At 42.6% G+C, this 17190-nt stretch carries 15 protein-coding genes and 1 tRNA gene; 3 read left to right on the top strand and 13 right to left on the bottom strand.

The window, feature by feature from the left end:
- Positions 1–5 precede the first annotated feature (5 nt).
- Both IEE83_RS12485 and IEE83_RS12490 read left to right on the top strand, forming a co-directional pair.
- Positions 6–1898, top strand: a complete 1893-nt coding sequence (locus IEE83_RS12485; RefSeq protein ID WP_194120901.1) for a RagB/SusD family nutrient uptake outer membrane protein — start codon at positions 6–8, stop codon at positions 1896–1898.
- Between the two features lie 29 nt (positions 1899–1927).
- Positions 1928–2617, top strand: coding sequence for a DUF3823 domain-containing protein (locus IEE83_RS12490; RefSeq protein ID WP_194120902.1), 690 nt, complete (start codon positions 1928–1930; stop codon positions 2615–2617).
- A gap of 224 nt (positions 2618–2841) precedes the next feature.
- On the opposite strand, the gene IEE83_RS12495 is transcribed toward IEE83_RS12490, so the two are convergent.
- The 5 genes from IEE83_RS12495 to IEE83_RS12515 form a co-directional block, all read right to left on the bottom strand.
- Positions 2842–5649 carry a T9SS type A sorting domain-containing protein gene (locus IEE83_RS12495; protein ID WP_194120903.1) on the bottom strand — a complete coding sequence of 936 codons (2808 nt, stop codon included), beginning with the start codon at positions 5647–5649 and terminating at the stop codon, positions 2842–2844.
- A 379-nt stretch (positions 5650–6028) separates the two neighbouring features.
- Positions 6029–6101: transfer RNA gene (locus IEE83_RS12500), tRNA-Lys, on the bottom strand.
- A gap of 890 nt (positions 6102–6991) precedes the next feature.
- Positions 6992–7918 (bottom strand): hypothetical protein, encoded by a 927-nt coding sequence (locus IEE83_RS12505; protein WP_194120904.1) that lies wholly within the window; start codon positions 7916–7918, stop codon positions 6992–6994.
- A 2-nt stretch (positions 7919–7920) separates the two neighbouring features.
- Entirely contained in the window at positions 7921–9708 is a 1788-nt protein-coding gene (locus tag IEE83_RS12510; protein WP_194120905.1) for a type VI secretion system baseplate subunit TssF, read from the bottom strand.
- 2 nt (positions 9709–9710) lie between these two features.
- Positions 9711–10139, bottom strand: a complete 429-nt coding sequence (locus tag IEE83_RS12515) for a GPW/gp25 family protein (protein WP_194120906.1) — start codon at positions 10137–10139, stop codon at positions 9711–9713.
- Between the two features lie 79 nt (positions 10140–10218).
- Between IEE83_RS12515 and IEE83_RS12520 the strand changes: the two genes are divergently transcribed.
- Positions 10219–10986, top strand: coding sequence for a TssN family type VI secretion system protein (locus tag IEE83_RS12520; protein ID WP_194120907.1), 768 nt, complete (start codon positions 10219–10221; stop codon positions 10984–10986).
- A gap of 2 nt (positions 10987–10988) precedes the next feature.
- Here the strand turns inward: IEE83_RS12520 and IEE83_RS12525 are convergent, their stop codons facing one another.
- The 8 genes from IEE83_RS12525 to IEE83_RS12560 form a co-directional block, all read right to left on the bottom strand.
- Positions 10989–11516, bottom strand: a complete 528-nt coding sequence (locus IEE83_RS12525; RefSeq protein ID WP_194120908.1) for a T6SS effector amidase Tae4 family protein — start codon at positions 11514–11516, stop codon at positions 10989–10991.
- A 143-nt stretch (positions 11517–11659) separates the two neighbouring features.
- A complete protein-coding gene (tssD, locus tag IEE83_RS12530) occupies positions 11660–12076 on the bottom strand; it encodes a type VI secretion system tube protein TssD (RefSeq protein WP_194120909.1) in 417 nt (138 codons plus the stop codon).
- Positions 12077–12124: 48 nt separating this feature from the next.
- On the bottom strand, positions 12125–13966 hold the full coding sequence (locus tag IEE83_RS12535) for a type VI secretion system Vgr family protein (RefSeq protein WP_194120910.1): 1842 nt from the start codon (positions 13964–13966) through the stop codon (positions 12125–12127).
- Complete coding sequence (tssD, locus tag IEE83_RS12540; protein WP_194120911.1) at positions 13967–14467, bottom strand: type VI secretion system tube protein TssD; 501 nt, start codon at positions 14465–14467, stop codon at positions 13967–13969. It abuts the gene before it with no gap.
- 3 nt (positions 14468–14470) lie between these two features.
- Entirely contained in the window at positions 14471–14878 is a 408-nt protein-coding gene (gene tssD, locus IEE83_RS12545) for a type VI secretion system tube protein TssD (protein ID WP_194120912.1), read from the bottom strand.
- Between the two features lie 32 nt (positions 14879–14910).
- Positions 14911–16281 carry a DUF5458 family protein gene (locus tag IEE83_RS12550; protein ID WP_194120913.1) on the bottom strand — a complete coding sequence of 457 codons (1371 nt, stop codon included), beginning with the start codon at positions 16279–16281 and terminating at the stop codon, positions 14911–14913.
- 65 nt (positions 16282–16346) lie between these two features.
- Complete coding sequence (locus tag IEE83_RS12555) at positions 16347–16796, bottom strand: hypothetical protein (protein WP_194120914.1); 450 nt, start codon at positions 16794–16796, stop codon at positions 16347–16349.
- A gap of 37 nt (positions 16797–16833) precedes the next feature.
- Positions 16834–17136: a PAAR domain-containing protein gene (locus tag IEE83_RS12560; protein ID WP_194120915.1), complete on the bottom strand. Its 303-nt coding sequence runs from the start codon at positions 17134–17136 to the stop codon at positions 16834–16836.
- Positions 17137–17190: the final 54 nt, after the last annotated feature.

Genomic DNA, 17190 nt, shown 5'->3' on the forward strand with positions numbered 1-17190 from the left:
GAAAAATGAAATTATATAGATATATCATACTGCTGCCCATTTTGTTTTCGTTGAGCTGCGGAGATGTTTTGGACAAACAACCTTTGGATAAGTTGCAGGGAGAAAACTTATTTTCCAATCCCGAAGGTGTCAAACTTTATATGGCAAACCTTTATTACCAGCTGCCAATCGAAGATTTTACATTTTTCAGACAAGGTTTTAACTGGAACACGGGTGACCCAAACAATGGAGGTTTTGCACCCGCCATGGTTACCGATGAAGCAGTGCATACAGAATTTGGTGATTTTATCGGCAATGATGATTTCCAGTGGTGGGACCAGGGATATAAATTGATCCGTGACACCAATATTCTGATTGACATCATTCCAACACTTAGTGTGACAGAAGAGGAAACCAGGGCGCTTGTTGGGGAAAGTGCCTTTATCCGCGCTTATGCCTATTTTGCTTTGGCGAAAAGATATGGCGGAGTTCCACTGATCACATCTGTGCAAAAGTATGAAGGGGATGTCGAAGCGCTGAAAGTACCAAGAAGTACGGAGAAAGAAACCTGGGATTTCGTTTTAAAAGAATGCGATCTGGCCATTCAAAACCTGGCAGAATCATGGCCGGGCGGCGAGAGAAGAGCTACAAAATGGGTTGCTTATGCGTTGAAATCAAGAGCCGCGTTACATGCGGCATCGTTGGCAAAATACGCAGACAGAGCTCCGATTTCGGGTACAGCGGTTGACCAAAAACTAGTAGGGCTGGATAACTCAGCAGCAGCGGAATATTACAAAGCAGCCATTGAAGCGAGTGAAGCACTTATCACCTCTGGTAAATTTTCACTTTATAAACCAACGCCGGCATCGCCCCAGGAAGCAGCTGAGAATTACAGACAACTGTTTGAGGACCCAAACATTGCGCCAAATGAGGCCATATTTATCAAAGGTTTTGCACGGCCCGGATCTGGTACGGGGCATAATTATGGTATCTGGTACCAGCCCAATCAAACAGCAAATGGCTGGCCGCATCCTGGGCGTATGAATCCGACACTAGATCTGATCGATGCTTATGAAACCTACACGGATCCGGGGAAAAGTGCGCCGGTTGTGACATCGGAGGCTGCCAATGATATCAATGACTACAACGGATTTAACGCGTCAAAAAATTACAAACGTTATGATGATCCGGCAGGCATTTACAAAGACAAAGATGCGCGGCTTTGGGCCACTGCTATCTTACCCGGCACTACGTGGAAAGGCCAGAAAATCATTATCCAGGCAGGTTTTGTGAAACCGGACGGCAGTCCGCAGCTTTTCGGTGGAGAGCCCCTCACTGCCAATGGAAAAACGTATTATCCGTACGGTGCAGCCGACCGGACACAATATTCCGGTTTTGATACCTGGGGAGGAAACAATACACGGACGGGTGTAAGCTTCAAGAAATTCCTGAATGAGGGCACCAACGTGGCTCCGGGCTGGAACCAGACAGTATCGGACTGGGCAGATTTTCGTTACGCAGAAATCCTTTTGATCTATGCAGAAGCAATTGTGGAAAGTGGTTCTGCAAAAGCAGATGCCGGTGCAAAAGCATTAAATGACATCCGCCGCCGGGCAGGTCATACCAAAGATATTCCTCTAAGCATTGACAATGTGATCCGGGAAAGACGGGTTGAACTGGCCTTTGAAAACAAGCGGTTTTGGGATTTGATAAGGCGTCGTGAGTACCATACGCTGTTTAACAACTCCGTTCGTCATGCTTTGATTCCTGTTTTGGACCTACGGGTTTCGCCAGCGAAATACATCTTTATCCGCCAGACAATCCAGCGGTTGAATCCGGCCACTTTTGATTATAAACAATATTACCGGTCTATCCCTGGCATTGGTTCTAACGGTTTGGTTCAGAATCCACAGTATTAAGAAGGTTGATAAATCTTAACAAAATCATAATGAAAAAGATAAAAATATATATACCGGCGCTGCTTTTGGTTTTAGCATTAAATGCCTGTAAGATTGATAATTATCCGGCTCCGGATGCACAGCTGCATGGAACTTTCCTGGATATCGATACCAATGAACCCGTTGAACAGGATATCATCCGCGGCAGCACGATTGAATTTATTGAGCACGGATATGCCTCCCAGACCAAACAGGTGATGATCGTTAAAAATGACGGAACTTACCGCAACGACCTGATTTTTTCAAACACTTACACCATCACGCCGGTCCGTGGAAATTTCGTTCCCGCAGAGCCGCAGGAAGTAGATGTAAAAGGTGAAACGCAGTTAGATTTCAAGGTACAGCCCTATATCCGCGTGAAAGATGCCAAAATTGAAAAAGTGGGTTCCAAGGTTGTTGCCACTTTTAAATTGCAGCAAACGGTGATCAACAATGTGAAAAAAATCGGATTGTATGCGCATCCGGAACCTGCTGTGGGTGAGCCAATGCGGACCGTACTGGCTGATCAGGAAATCAATGCGGTGACTGATCCCAATAAAATATATACCCTGGAAATTGATCTGCCTTCCAACAGCAGTAATCTGAAAGCCGGGAGCCAATACTTTTTCCGCGTCGGTGCTTTGATTGATGCACCTGAATCAAAATTTAACTATGCCAAAGCGGTAAGACTTACTTTGTAACATCAGATTGCCGGCCCGAAATTCGGGCCGGCAATTTTTGTGTTAATAAGCCTATCAAATGGATGAAAGAGCATGATATTGACGGGGTCTGTATCAAACAATGAGCTGGATAATTTCTCGCAAGATATTTTCCAATTTTCACTCTAAGACCTGATATAACTCTGCTAACAATAAGATCCGGCAACACCATTGTTGCCGGATCTTTTTATGATTTATAACAAAATTTATTGCTTCAGAAACTTTCGTTCTGTCCCGTTAAACTTTACAATATACATGCCCGTTGCCCAATTGCTGACATCTAGTTCTACTGTTGAGTTTTCAGGCTTTGAAGTATATATCTTCCTGCCGTTCATATTTACAATTTCCAGGTTTAATATTCTCTGTTCAGCACTGATTGTCAGCTTTTTTGAAACGGGATTTGGATATACTTTCATCAAATCATCAGAAACAATTTTGATCGTAGCGATCCTGCTCAATGCACTTGTTTCATCCAGATCGACCATTTTTAAACGGTAATAATAAGTCCCGGACGGAAGGTTTTGGTCGGTGAAGCTATATTGATGTTTCGTTGATGAATTATTACCTGCTTCAACCATTCCAATTCCAGTAAATGTTTTTGCGTCCGAACTGCGCTGGATTTCAAAATGCGAACTATTTACTTCTGTGGCCGTTTCCCATCGTAGCTGCGCTGAATTACCTTCTTTGTTTGCTGTAAATGCGGTCAAGGTTACAGGAAGCGGATTTCCGGCAGCTGTCGTGACCGGATTTGGAAAGAGTGGGACCGACAAACTATTGGTTGCCCTGCCGGCCAGTACCTTTTTGGTATAACCAGCTATACCCAGATACCAATCAGGCGTCAGATCATAACCATCAGCATCCAGAGAAAGATACCAGGTATCCCCACCCTTGGGTGTATGAGCGGAAAACTTCGCCATTTTGAAAAAAGATGTAGACTCATCTACCTCATCAAACATGGCAAGATAAATCATTTTCGCTCCTTCATTAATCACGTTTTGAGACTGCTGCCAAAGAAAGCTACCGCCGTTTCTTGGAATTGAATTTTTAATCGCAGCAGAAGGATTGTTTCTAACCGTTTGCAGATTGAACCAGGAAAAGCCGGGGAATATAACTGGCATGTAATCAATACCTTTGGGTTCCAGGTAAGCCATATCGGGCCTGACCGTATTGATCGCAAAGCTATTAGCGCCGCTTTCATCGCCATAACGCCCAACCGACCAGGGACTTACTGCATCCAGCAAGTCATAAACCGCCAACCATTCGGCAGAATGCGAGCGCCAGTTGTCATTCAATCCACCCATAATTGTAGCTCTGTATTTTGGATCATCCGTTGGATCGGCCGGATCTCCCTCCTTAAACCATCTGACCAGTTTTTCCGAACGCGCGGCGGTAGCTTCCGGATCCGACGCCAGGCCCAGCCCCCATAGTGCCACAAGCGGTTTGCCTTTATGCCACAAATAGCTGTCTTCCGAAGTCACACCAAGATCGTCAACCAATCTTTTCCAGTCCGCAATAATGGCCTCGGTAGAGGTTGCATTGGCTCCTGACAGATCATACATGATCGAATAAACCCGTTTGTATTTACTGCTGGCAATCTGTACATTTTCAATTACCTTATCAAAATGACGGTGTACGCGCGTATCCGTTGTGGTGGCATAACCAAGGAAACGTTGTTGGAAAACGCCATCCACCTCGTTTTCCTGCATCCATTTAAAATGCTCGTCAACTGTGCTATAATTATAGCTTGAAAATAGTTTTGCAGGACTTCCATCACTGTAAGTCATTGTGGTTGGAACCAGTTCACCCGGGGGATAATCTGCCTGGTATGGCCACATATCCACAGTTGCAGTACTATGCTGCGGCGCACCGCTAAACCAGTGAAGCCACCACTCATGCGCCGGTTGACCGTCCGTTGGAAGTCCAAACCAGCCCTGATAACCAAACATAACTTTGCCGTTCAATGTGTTTACCGATGGATCGGCTGTAAGCATTGATTCAGGTTCATAAAACTCAATTTCATCTATCTTGGCTGTAATTGAAGCAGCAAGCGGCTGATTAATCCTGAAATAGTTGATGGCGCCCAGATTAGGAGTACCCTGTTTTGCAGCTTCGGAAATTCTCAGGAAAACATGATTCCAGCCATTCAAAAGTTTCTGGCCTGACATATTCCATCTGTATTCATCCGTTCCATTCTGGCCGGACGATGAAAATTCAATACTTCCCGCGCCCGTAAATTTAGAAATATCAGACACATATAGCCAGAATTTGATCAGGCCATTTGCTTCACTTATAGTCGAATTAAATGCAGAAGAAGGTGTTTGTACAAACCAATCCGCTCCTGAACCTGTTTTGGTAATCGCGGCAGCACCGAGGATTTTATTAGCATTGTCAATCTGAACAGCATCAGTGCCCGACCAGCCGGTATTCTGATCGGCACTGTTAAAGATATGCGCCCCGGAAAGATCACTTCCATTATATCCTTTGGTAAAACGCATATTATCAATTTTGATAACAACACTTTCTCCGTTGTTAATGGGTTTATAATACCTGAAAAAGTTGATTGCCGACAAATCAGGATTGCCGGACTTTCCGGCTCCGCTTAACCGGAGTACCACATTGTTCCACCCGTTTCGCAAATTGACACTGCCCGTCCCCCAATTGAATTCATCCGTATCGGGACCACCCGAACTGGTAAGTTCAAACTGGCCGCCGGCTGTTGAAAATTTTGTTATGTCAGAAACAAAAAGTGAGAATTGTAAATAGGAAATTGTTAGCTCACTGGGGAGGATACCCGTGTTAAGCGGTGTTGCAAAGTTCTTGCGGAAACGTTCCGTATTACCACCCTCGGATTTTATGGAAGCCAGGCCCTGAACGGGGGTATCCGTATCCAGGCTGAGGGTATTGCCGCCTCCGCCCCAGCCAGCAATCGATTCACAATCGTCGATCAGAACAACCTGCGCATATCCTTTTAAAAAGAATAGTAATAATAAACCAAGTAAAAAAAGTTTTTTCATTCGTCGAAAAAATTAAGGTGAATAGTGATTTTAACAATGGCCAGGTGTGTGGCGTATTGTAATGTCAAATCTATCCGGGGAACCATAATTTTTTCTTAATTATAACTTAACAAAGAAAAAATATTGAATTTATTTTCAATCTGTTCGTGATTAAGTGTATCTAAATTTAAAATACCAGACTGATATGGGTTAAGCAGAATTGAAACGATTAGTTTTGAACGTCTTGCCTGAGAAAAGGTCTTTATGTTATTTGAGATTTGTCTTATAGAATGAGGATCCCGAGAGAATTCGAACCGCGGGGCGGATCGTCCGGGACCCATACATTAAAATATACTATACCCAAAAAAAAAGTCAAACCATTTAAGGTTTGACTTTTCAGTGATCCCGCTGGGATTCGAACCCAGGACCCATACATTAAAAGTGTATTGCTCTACCAGCTGAGCTACGGAATCGTTTGGCTATTATTGACAATTTCAAAACTGGAATTTGTCTGCTAAAAAAAGTAATTGCCAACCACTTTTTCTCTTACTCCGCTGGAATTGTTTTATTTCTAAAATCTCCTGACCGGCTTGAATCAAACTTTTGATCCATTGGTAATTTTAAACTACCGAATACTATTTCTTTGCATTTTGTAGTGCCTTTCACTAGTATCGTGGTGCAAAAGTACTATTTTATACATTCAATCCAAATTTGATAGCGAATTATTTTTGATTTATTCGAGAGATTCCTTTCAAATATCTCTGTTTGAGAATATTGAGAAAATATTTTTTTTTAACATGGTTGATGTTTACATTATAAATCGCTAGAAAGTATTATCCGCGACTATTATGAATGACTATTTTAAGAGGAAATTACATTTTATTTAAACTGTCATTCCGATAATGTAATTGTCGGATAGCTTTTGAAATGGGCAAATCTGAAAGTGCATCAGGCAAGCCTTTTTTGGAATAACCAGCTGTTGAATTGCCTAATATGATGATCTGCGTATTTATAAGCCCGAAAACCAATCTGTTGTCTGTCGTTTTTCCAAAGAACCAATGAACAAAATCGTGAGTCGAAAATGAGTCATAATTTTCAAATGCGGCTATTCACTTTCTTTTTCCTGCACAATAACTCCCTCTGTTTCAGTATCTGACAAACATTCGCCGTTCCCAGTTGGGCGGTCGAATTATGGTTAAGCGTCTGGATACCTACAATGAGTCTCCTTCTTGTGACCTTGTCGAAATTGTTTTCATACGATGGCTATTTTCTACCAAACTTACAAAGGAGGTCGTCGTAAAGATGGTAACTGGCAAGACGATTTAAGGGGCCAAACACGACAACTAAATTTGGTAAATAGTCATTACGAAAATTCCAGCATTGTTGTATATCCTAATCTCGGCAAAATTAAAGAGTTTCTTTCCTCGGTCAGCCACCATGTACTGAGTGGTGTTAGAATGTTTATCTTATTATCGTATTCTACGGGTAACAACCAGCCTAAAAGCCAGCTTATTAGTTTGTCAAAATCCGGATCAGAAAAATACTTTTCCAGTTCATCTGTATTATTAAATGAAAGATTGATCTGCAATTCAGGTAAACCAGAATCCAGTGCTCCGCCTAAAAATAAATCCATCCCGAGCGCCGCAATACCAATTTCGGAACCATGTGTCGGAAAAATATTTTTTCCGTATTTTTCACTGATTTCCACCGAAACATTAAGAATTCTGGTAAGAACAATTTCGCATTTTTTAAAATCGGCCCGGAATTCTGATACCTGCGGCAGGAGGGGCAGAAGTTGCCGAAAAGTGATATCGGATACAAAAGAAGGAATTTGCCAGAAGTAACGCAGCTCTTCAAATAACGAAGAATCCGGATCCAGTGCACTGGACTGCTGCTCAATTTGTTCTGTACGAACTTTATTGAAGAAAAACTCCTGTTCCAGCGGAAGAAAAAAAAGGCGTGTTTTTTGTTCCTTTTCCCTTTCAATTCTTATGTCTTCAATTTTCTTCTTTAATTCTTTCCCTGATTTGGAAGATGATAAATGAAAAAGCTGCTCAGGCAAATAATCATAAATACCACTCCGGTTTGATTCGATAACAAGACCGGTAAAATTGCCAATTTCCTTTTCTTCCGCAGATTCGATGTCATTATGACTGCGTCTTTTGAACGGTCCTAATGCGCGAAAAGTGATCTGTTCTGGCCTTAAACCGGCTTCAAGAAGTGATGCTGCAAAAAACTCTGCCTTTAAATCATTCTCCGCTTCAAAAAGTATATTATGTCCAGCTTCCATTTTTATGCTGTTATTATATCAATTGGATACATTCCGGTTGACAATTTTTCAATTTTTGTTTTTAATAAATCACAAGTTTGAATCCATTCAGCATGATCGGAAATAATCCCGGAAGGGGTGAGCTGGATTTGAAGGCATCTTACAAAACCTTGTCCAGGAAGATTCCCTTTGATGAAATGTGGGCGCATATTTACTTTCCTGACTTTGTCACCAAGCTCTGCGGCACAATACGCCCTGATGTCTTCCGCCGTGATCAAACGATCGCAAGTGATAATATTTTTTCGAAGTTCCCGGACATACTGAGTTTCTTCCGGTGCCGGTTTTCCGCCAAACGACGAGGTCAAAAGCATGATTTCAGCATTATTCAAAGCCGAAGCAGAATAGGACTGGAGCCGGGACCCAACAGGTAATCCGTTGGCAAGTTCCGCCGAAGTTGTCCAGTAAGAAATATATAAATTGTCCGGATCCTTGTTGCCTTTAACGACGAGATAGGGTTGGGAGTAGGTTTCGTTTGCTCTTTTTACGCCAAGTTTTTGCTCGATTCTGGCCATATTTTGAGCAATTTCCCTGAGTATGGAAGCCAGGAAATCTTCACCAAGCGCGTTAAACGCAGTAACTTCATCTCTCAGCAGTTCCATAAGCTGATAAAGAAATTCCTTTGCGTTTCTCTGATCAAACCTGCCAACACCCTGCTCTCTGAGCGTATAAGTATTGTTGGCGATACCATCATTGAAGCCGCCATCTTTATCAGAGGCCGTGTAAAACTGATTTTTTTGATTTACTATGGTATTAATTCCAAGGAATGCCTCATTGGATGGCAGCGCGATACCGTTAATTCCGGATTGCAAACGATAAGTTAATTTATGAAGTTGCCTGTTGCTCACCGGAAAAGCGTTCAGGGCTATTTTTATATTTTCAAATCCTGCAATGGGAAATGCGGCCGGCCATTTAATTTTTAACCAGACCAAAGGCTTTTTTAGTGTCTGCAAAGATCTGTCGTATATATCTTCAAATTCCGGCGGATAGGGTAGTAATGCCATCTCACCTTTTTCCCAGGTTTCTTGATTCGTTATATTGACGAAATGATTTTTCATACCAAGCAAAGTCATTTCTTCGGAAGTATTTTCGGTTTTTAATCCTACTTCATATGTTAATTTTTTCCTTCCTGACTCCCAGCTTGTAAAGGACAAAAATTCACGGTAAAGGCTCTGTGATATATCTGTTGGCCAGTCAATATAAAATCTGAAACCTTCAAAGGAATCGATCGATTGATCCATGTCAATACCAATCCATACAGTCTGATCTCCACCTTTTTGTACCAACGACGATGAAAGCAAATTGCGCGATCCCCTTTCCATGGCATAAAGTCCAACCGGCGTGGCATAATAAACGATTGCCGCATTGACAATGGAATGTCTGCCAACCGGGGAGAAAAATACCTCAGCCGCTTCTCCCTTTCTAACATTGCTTCGCCTGCAAACCAGTTGATTTTCCTGGTCTACCCAGGCTTTGGCTTCAATTGATCTGGCTTGCGCAATGGCAATGGCAGGTTTTGGACTACGTTGTATTTGCGGGCAAAGAATTTCTGCGAGCCGGCTCATTAATCTAAGCTCGGTTCCTTTTATTTCCTGACCGACTTTTTCAAATTCAACAGCACAGCCTTCGATAAGGAGTTTTACCAGCGGATCAAACTGGTCGAGACTGGTTTCGTCATATCCCCAAAGTTCGGCGGATCGTTTTAAAATTCTGCGGGATATATTTTCCTTGGTATAATAAGAATCTGAATACATGGCTAATCAATGGACATGGGTGAAATGAAGATGCGTTCAAAGAAAATGAAAGGTTCATTGGTTCGCCTGATAACCGCCTTAACTTCAACGCCGATTCTTTTCCGGATGTAGCTATTGTGCTTCGACATCATTTCCAGTTCTTCAATTTCCACACGTACTTTTATCTGTGTCAGGCGCCGCTCAAAACGGGCAATGGCTGTTTCAAGCGATTCTCTTATCAAATCCTTCCACTTAATTTGGGAAAGGATTGAAAAATCATGTTCCCACAAAGCACAGCCATAATTTTCATCAAAACGTGTTTCGTCAAAATGTGTAACCATCAAAAGATAAAGATGCTGGTGAATAGCTTCCCGATCCGGGCATTTTGCCAGCATTTGCTTCATAACAATCCGGTCAAGTGCCAGTGGTAATGCATAATTTTGTTCTTCCATGGGCCTCGTTTAATAACAATGTGGTTGCTTTAATGAAAGTCTCTCTTATTTTTGTTAAACAGATCAACCAGCGTTACTTATGAAATTGCCTTTGCCTAAAACTTCCTCACAACGTCTTCAGCTTTTATATGCTTTTATTGTAATTCTGCTGTTGGTAAGTGTCGGTTCATTTGCCTTTTTTATTACAGATTACCGCGTTGCTTATCCAGCTGCTATGGTGGCTTTTCTGATATTGGGCGTGCTTCATATTTATTTGTTATCCCAATGGTTCAATACACTTTTCCTGAACGGTTCTGTAAAAGCACTGGGTTTTACGCTGCTGTTGAGTATTTTGGCTGCTTTGGTGATTACTTTTCTTTATCATAAGATCAGTGACGCACTTATTATGGGAATTGGCATGGCCACCGCTCTGATTGGTTTTTTGTTTCCGGTTTTTGTCGCAAAGGTTTATCAAACCTATCTGACTATACCTTTGAGAGAATATAAAAAATGGTATTATCCCGTTGGGCAGCCGTTGCCGGATATGGATCTTCTGGATCTTTCCAGAGTTTTGGTGATTCAGTTTGAATTTACTAAAAAGGCAGACGAAACGGCCTTTACAAACTTCCGGGCCAAAGCTCCTAATGCTATGCTTTTCGGAGAATTGTTTTTTATTTTTCTTAATGATTACAACGACCGGAATCCTGCAAGTCCCGTTGAATTTCTTACACCCGAAGGACTTCCATATGGATGGCTTTTTTACAAAAAATCACCCTGGTATAAAAAACGGATTTATATGGATTCGGATCTTACTTTTCAGGCCAACGGCATTGTTGATAATGAAACGATTGTTGCGGTTAGAGAATAATTTTAATTGCCAAGTGCATCATCAAATATGCTGGTCAATGAAGCAACTTCCCAAAAGAAAATTCCCCTGAGTGCTGTGCTATCTGCATGAGCACCGCTCCATAAATCAAAAAAATCTGATTCATGAACATAGTTCTTTCCGTTCCAAAGAGAAATGTGCCGATAACCCAAAGCAAGAATTCCTTTTCTCGACCCAAGTTGTTTCACAAATCCTGCCCGGCTTCCTGCGCGGTAATTTTCACTTACGGGATAGGTTTTATCCAGATATGCTTTCATATCCACTACACTATAAATATAATTATCCCCTTTGTCATCCTTCATACTGCGCACTCTTCCGCCGGCAACGATAGGAGAGTAAGGCAGATCGTCCGGAATATTCAGACCAGAACGGTTCATGGCGTAGCTAAGCTCAATGGTGCAGGTTTCCACCTTTGTGTCAATATACTTTTCAATTTGCCCGCCCATTCCTTCATACTGAATTGTGTGGTAAGGATGGTTGTTAAGAAGTGTCTGGAAATCACAAAAAATCATAATTTCTCTGATTTGAGTTATTCATTAAAACCTTTTCATCACTGGGAAGATAGAGGGCGCCTCTTGCGGACCATCGGCAAAAACTTCCGGTACGAGATAATTGCTCAAAGAGGCGCCCTTTTTCCTGAATAAATCTTAACTTTCTACCACCGGTTGGTGTGTGGTGTGCCAAATAGTTTGATCTCTTTTGAAGACAAAGTCAAACTGGTTGTCATAGGCATAGACCCTGTTTCTGCAAAGCTTTCACTATACTGGACACAGTAAACATCCGTCAGTTCGAGCTCTTTCTGGGTTTGTTCTTCATCTACATTTTTGAAAGTGATTTTGGCAGAAGCCTTTTTTCCGTCCGGATCCACCATCCATTCCCAAAGTCCTTTACTATCATCAGCACTGGATGAATCGACCTGGATAAATACAGTTCCTCCATATACTTTTGAAGATACACGGCCTTTGTCGTCTATGGATTGTGAAAGTGAATAATTACACGAAATAACTGCGATTCCGTCACCGGATGGACCGCCATCCCAGGTAAAATACGCGTCAAAACTTGAAGCTGGCATAATTGAAAAGTGTTTAAAAGTGGAAAATTTATTTGGATATAAGTATTTTTAATTCAGCATAACCGGCATTCCCTTAATCATAGCCGGACCGTTACTTTTGACTTCGGCCATAGCATCGGCTTCAACGCTGACCTGAGTAGCTTTGAGTTTTGCCGAGACGGTACCTTCAAGTTTGAGTTCAGAGCCCGCCTTGATTTCGGCACCTGCCGTACTTTCTGCTTTCAATTCCTTGGTTGCTTTGATGGAAATTTCATTTCCCTGCAATTCCAGTTTTTGATCGGCTTTAATGGAAATATTATTAGTGGCTTCAATCGTCAGGTCTTTTGATTTGATTTCGATCAGCCCGTCTGTTACTTCCAGATGAATTTTGCCATCATCCTTAAAGCTGAAAGTCATTTCTGTACCGTCATTGTTAATATTTCGAATCTGCAACTGGGCATCACCTTCCTTATCTGAAAAAATGATCACGTTTCCTGACCTTGTCCCAATCACCTTCAAGTCATTGTTGTCGTGCGTGTAATATGTATCATCTTCTGGCTTAGGGTAAAGTGTGGTGACGACAAATGGTTTTTCAGCCAGATTACCCTCGTAGCCAATCATCACTAACGCCCCGACTTCCGGTACAAAATTGATCCCTTTTCCCTGTGCGTTATGCATGCTGCCTACACGGATCCAGATCGATTCCTGATCCTGCTGTTTAGCCTGCCCCCACATAAATTTCACCCGGATGCGGCCTAGATTTTCCTTATCATCATTGGCAATAACTTCCGCCTGCTCATTCTCTCCCAAAGGATTATGCACATTTGGATTGTTTGGAGGATGCTGGGCCGATTCGGGAACGGCTTTGAAAGAATTTTGATAACTTCCTGCGGTATTGACCTCGTGGCGGATATGTACGACACGATACTTGCCAAAATTCTCCTCATATTTTTCTCCGCGTTCATTCAATCGCTGTCCCTTTACCGCCAGAACAGTTCCAACGCTCATGGTTGGAAGTTCTCCTGTGCCCCGGAAATCAACCATCGAAGTTACCCGGGCCGACCGTTCCATTTTCGTCAATTCATCAATCTCACTTTGTCCGGAAACAATTTCAGGTACTTCCAGCAGTGCATTTTGGGCAAAAAGATTATCGGATTGTTCCAGTGCAAACTCACTGAGCGACGTCAGTCCGCTTACATTTTGCTGGGAAGATTGTCCCGTAAAAGTTTCTGCTTTGGTATAATTATAACTTTGGTAATTAAATTTTGATGGATGCAGAAGCAGCGCGACGTCAAAATTCTGCAAACCATCAACCAGGAAATCAACTTCGCTGGAATCATTTCCATGACCCAAAACCAGTTCCTTTCCATTATAATAAAACCACTCACAGCACCGGTCCGCAACCCGGCTTAGAAACCTGAAATTGCTTTCATTGTATTGAATAAAAGGTACCTGACGTCCGCCATTTTCAGGATTTAATTGTTTTTTGAGCAAATTTTGAGGGTACGGCTGCAAAACATTATTAAAAATATCCTGAACTGTTCCTCTCAAAAACGATCTGCGCTGCACGGTATCTTCCAAAACGATAGTGGGACTGAAACCTTTGAGCACAAATGCGCTGCTCATATCACTAAGGCTCCGCAAACGAATTTCTGTGACGATTCCCTGAAAAGTGAAATCAAAAGATTCCTGATCGAGCCTTGGACTGAAAGAAAAGGTAATTTTTTTGCCCATCACATTACGGTGCGACTGGCTGAAAAAATGTTCTCCCTGTTTTTCAAGCTGATCAAAAGGTACCAAAAGCTCAAAGCTGTGATGGTTGAACAAATCCTGTTCAATCGTCAGTCCCAAATGACGTTTGATCTGGATTCCTCCTTCAATTTCTATGGAAGTATTAACCTGCCGTGCCATTTAGCTTTTGATTTCTATGTTTCCAATTTTTACTGTTGCCGGCAGCAGAACCAACTCATAAGCCGGCGATGTACTGCTGTCATTCAGAAAATAATCTTTTCCCCGATGTTGAGGCAGATAGCCTTTCGTGTCGGGCACGTGGGCCATTCTATAATCCCGGATCGTTGATCTTTTAGACAGAAATGATTCACGGAATCCGACACAGTAGGCATCTTCAAATTCTATTTTTCGTAACAGCTGCGAATCGTCCTGGTATTTAAATTCAATATGACCGCTAAGTTTCCGGTCGTTTTTGAATGCCCAATCATAAAGCAAAGCGAAATCGTCGTTTTGTTTGGGCCCAACTGTCATTCGGATCAAACGTGCCTTGGGCGCATCAGTCGGACTGCCGCGTTCGTCAGCGTTCCGGTTACAGCCGTATGAAATCTTTTGTGCCGAAAACTCCTTTCCGTCAATTGTCACATGCGCTTCTACGCCTATGGTTGCATCTTGTTTTGCCATCCTTTAAAAATTTTCCAGTTTGGCTTCGTCCACTTCCACATTGGATGCAGTGATTGTCAGGCAGGTAATGAAATTCTCCAGACGTTTTGTGAGCGCAATGTCCAGATCGTCGGACCCGTCATCAAACATTTCAACAAATTCGATACAAACAGCATCTTTGAAACTCAGCGTTTTAAAAGCACCGTGTTCGCCAAACTGTTCGATAGTCAAATCATATTTTTGAGACGGCTTGCTTGCCCATTCCACCAAAAAGTCATCCAGCACCATTTCCACTTCAACATACAAATGAGCCCATTGAATAGGCGAGGTGACCGACATCGCGTCATCTACGGTTTGATGAAGTTCAAATCGCATGTACATCACAGTATATTCGTGATCGCCGTCGACGGTCAAAGTGGAACTGAAAGCCATCTTAAATCGAATTCTTTTAAATGAGTACCATTTTACTGCTGTGCATATTCAGCAGCCCATGCGGTTGCGTCCAGATCTTCTCCTTTTTGTCCGGTCAGTGCGATCATAAAGTTTTTGGCCGGGAAATAGGGGATCATATGAATGTCCAGATATACCTTGTCTTTTTGATTTTTGTCCTGCTCGAAACGCATCACGCTAAACTTTTCGATCAGTTTCCCAGGTCCGGTTACGCTGTCCAGAAATTTGATAATCTGTTTTTTGAGATCGTTTTTAGTGTTATAATCGAAATTTTCGAACGCCCGGCGATTTAAAAAGTCGATCAGTACCTTTGTGATATAATCAAAAACCCGAACGACAGAATAGGTTTGAAGCCCGACATTATCTCCGTTGAAAAGTGTCTTGGCGGAAAACGCCATTACCTTGTTGTATTCATTTACCATCGGTATCAAACCCATTTTTTCAAGATCAGCGATCTCCGATTTTTTAAGCGGAAAACGTACGCCATCCACCTCATTTAGCGTTCCGTGTTTTTTTCCGGCAGCTACCTGCGACATTAAAGTTTTGTATACATTACCGGCCAGAGCAGTGGAAGGCGGAATGTAAAGGTCATCCTCTTCATCCAGGTCAGCATGTTTTGCTCTGCCAACCAGCCAGTTGCAGGTCATCATCACATTGGATAAATGCGCTGATCCGCCCGTCAGGTTTGCTGCTTCGAAAAGCTCCATGACATCTTCCGGTGCGTCGAGATGTTCAAAATCTGTCACAAGCATTACCTTGTTTTTGTGCGCCATTTTTGCCCATTTATCAACGACCTTACCTGAACCCAGATAACCGGGAACATTTAGAATCGAATAGTTTTCACGCAGATCAAGCCGGTCAAATTTTGCAGCAAGCTCTTCCCCGACGGCATCAGCAAATGTGGTCACATCCAGATCTTTTATTTGGTCAGGATCAGCATTTAAAAAAGTTACATTTTTAACTTTTTCCTGTTCCGTATTTTTGAAAAAAGTCGCGACTGAGCGATAGGATTGTTCCAACGGCCGGATCAATTCGACAGCTTTTCCAAGGTTTTCCTTTAAAAGCTCGGAAGCGGCATCCGCTTGATTTTGTCCTTTTTCAATCATTTCGGCAATACTTTCCGAGCTTCCAAGAAGTTCGGTCCAGAGTTCAAGGCGCTTTTTAAGTTGCTGCCGTTCTTTTTTCTTATCGGCCTCGGTAAGGAAAATCTTTTTTCTGGCTTTTTTCTCTGGATTAATATTTCCCGCGCCTTCGATGATGGTTTCCACCAGATCGTAGCTTCCGTATTTTGCTAAAAGAGGCAGTCCTTTTTCCAAAGGTATCGCAGCATGTTCGCGGAAACCCGCTGAACCTTGCTCTTCATTTAATGTTTTTTCAGTTGGCATATGACTAGATCATTTGAACTTTTGAATACTTTTTTATCAGTTAAAAAAATAAGATGAATGCCCTTTCAATCAGCAGCTTCCAACTCATTGATCAGCGTTTGGAAAACGCCTAACAGTGCAGCCTTTGCTTCCGGCTTTTCCAAAGCAGCTTTCAGAATTTTGTTTACTTTCAAGTGGCGGACAACTTGTTGGTATGCTTCGGCGCGTGCATCAAGATCTTGTAGAAACGCACTTTGTGCTACGATGCCTTTCTTGCCAAAATCACCCAGATTGCGAAAGCGGAGAGGCTCATTGATGAAACTTCCTTCTGCTGTAATAAACTCTGCTTCGGCCTCCGGCTGGTAGTGCGCAAAAACTTCTTCTGTTGTTTTTAAATCATAAACCATTTCCGGTCTTACCGCCGGATCCCCGGTTAACTTTGTAGCGAAAAGTGTCCGGTTTTGGGGAATATCCGCGATCCCCTCGCTTGCCTGGTCAATTTTGCGTTCGTTGCCGCCAATTCCGTAGTTGAACATGGTCTTATTTGTTTAAATGTAAAATCCAATTCTATTTTCAGCCGCCAATTAAAACAGTGGGGCAGCCAGCCAAAATACTTCCGCCGTGCGCGGTCATGTCACCCATTCTTGCCGCAGGTTTACCCGAAATAAGTACACTTGTGGATCCCAATACGATAGCGTCAGGAGGACCTACACAAACGCACATATCGCCCAATGCCGCCGCTGGCATTCCTCCGATCAACACCATGGGCGCACCCGGCGGAAGGATAGGACCGCCCACATGCGGGATAGGAGGAAGGCCTGGTGTAACCATCGGACATACATGCATGTCTCCGACTCTTGCTGCTGGTTGTCCCATTTTTTATTTTGGTTAAGTTGTTGAAATAATGATTGTTGTCTATTGATGAAGCAT

Source organism: Dyadobacter subterraneus (assembly GCF_015221875.1).
Lineage (GTDB): Bacteria > Bacteroidota > Bacteroidia > Cytophagales > Spirosomataceae > Dyadobacter > Dyadobacter subterraneus.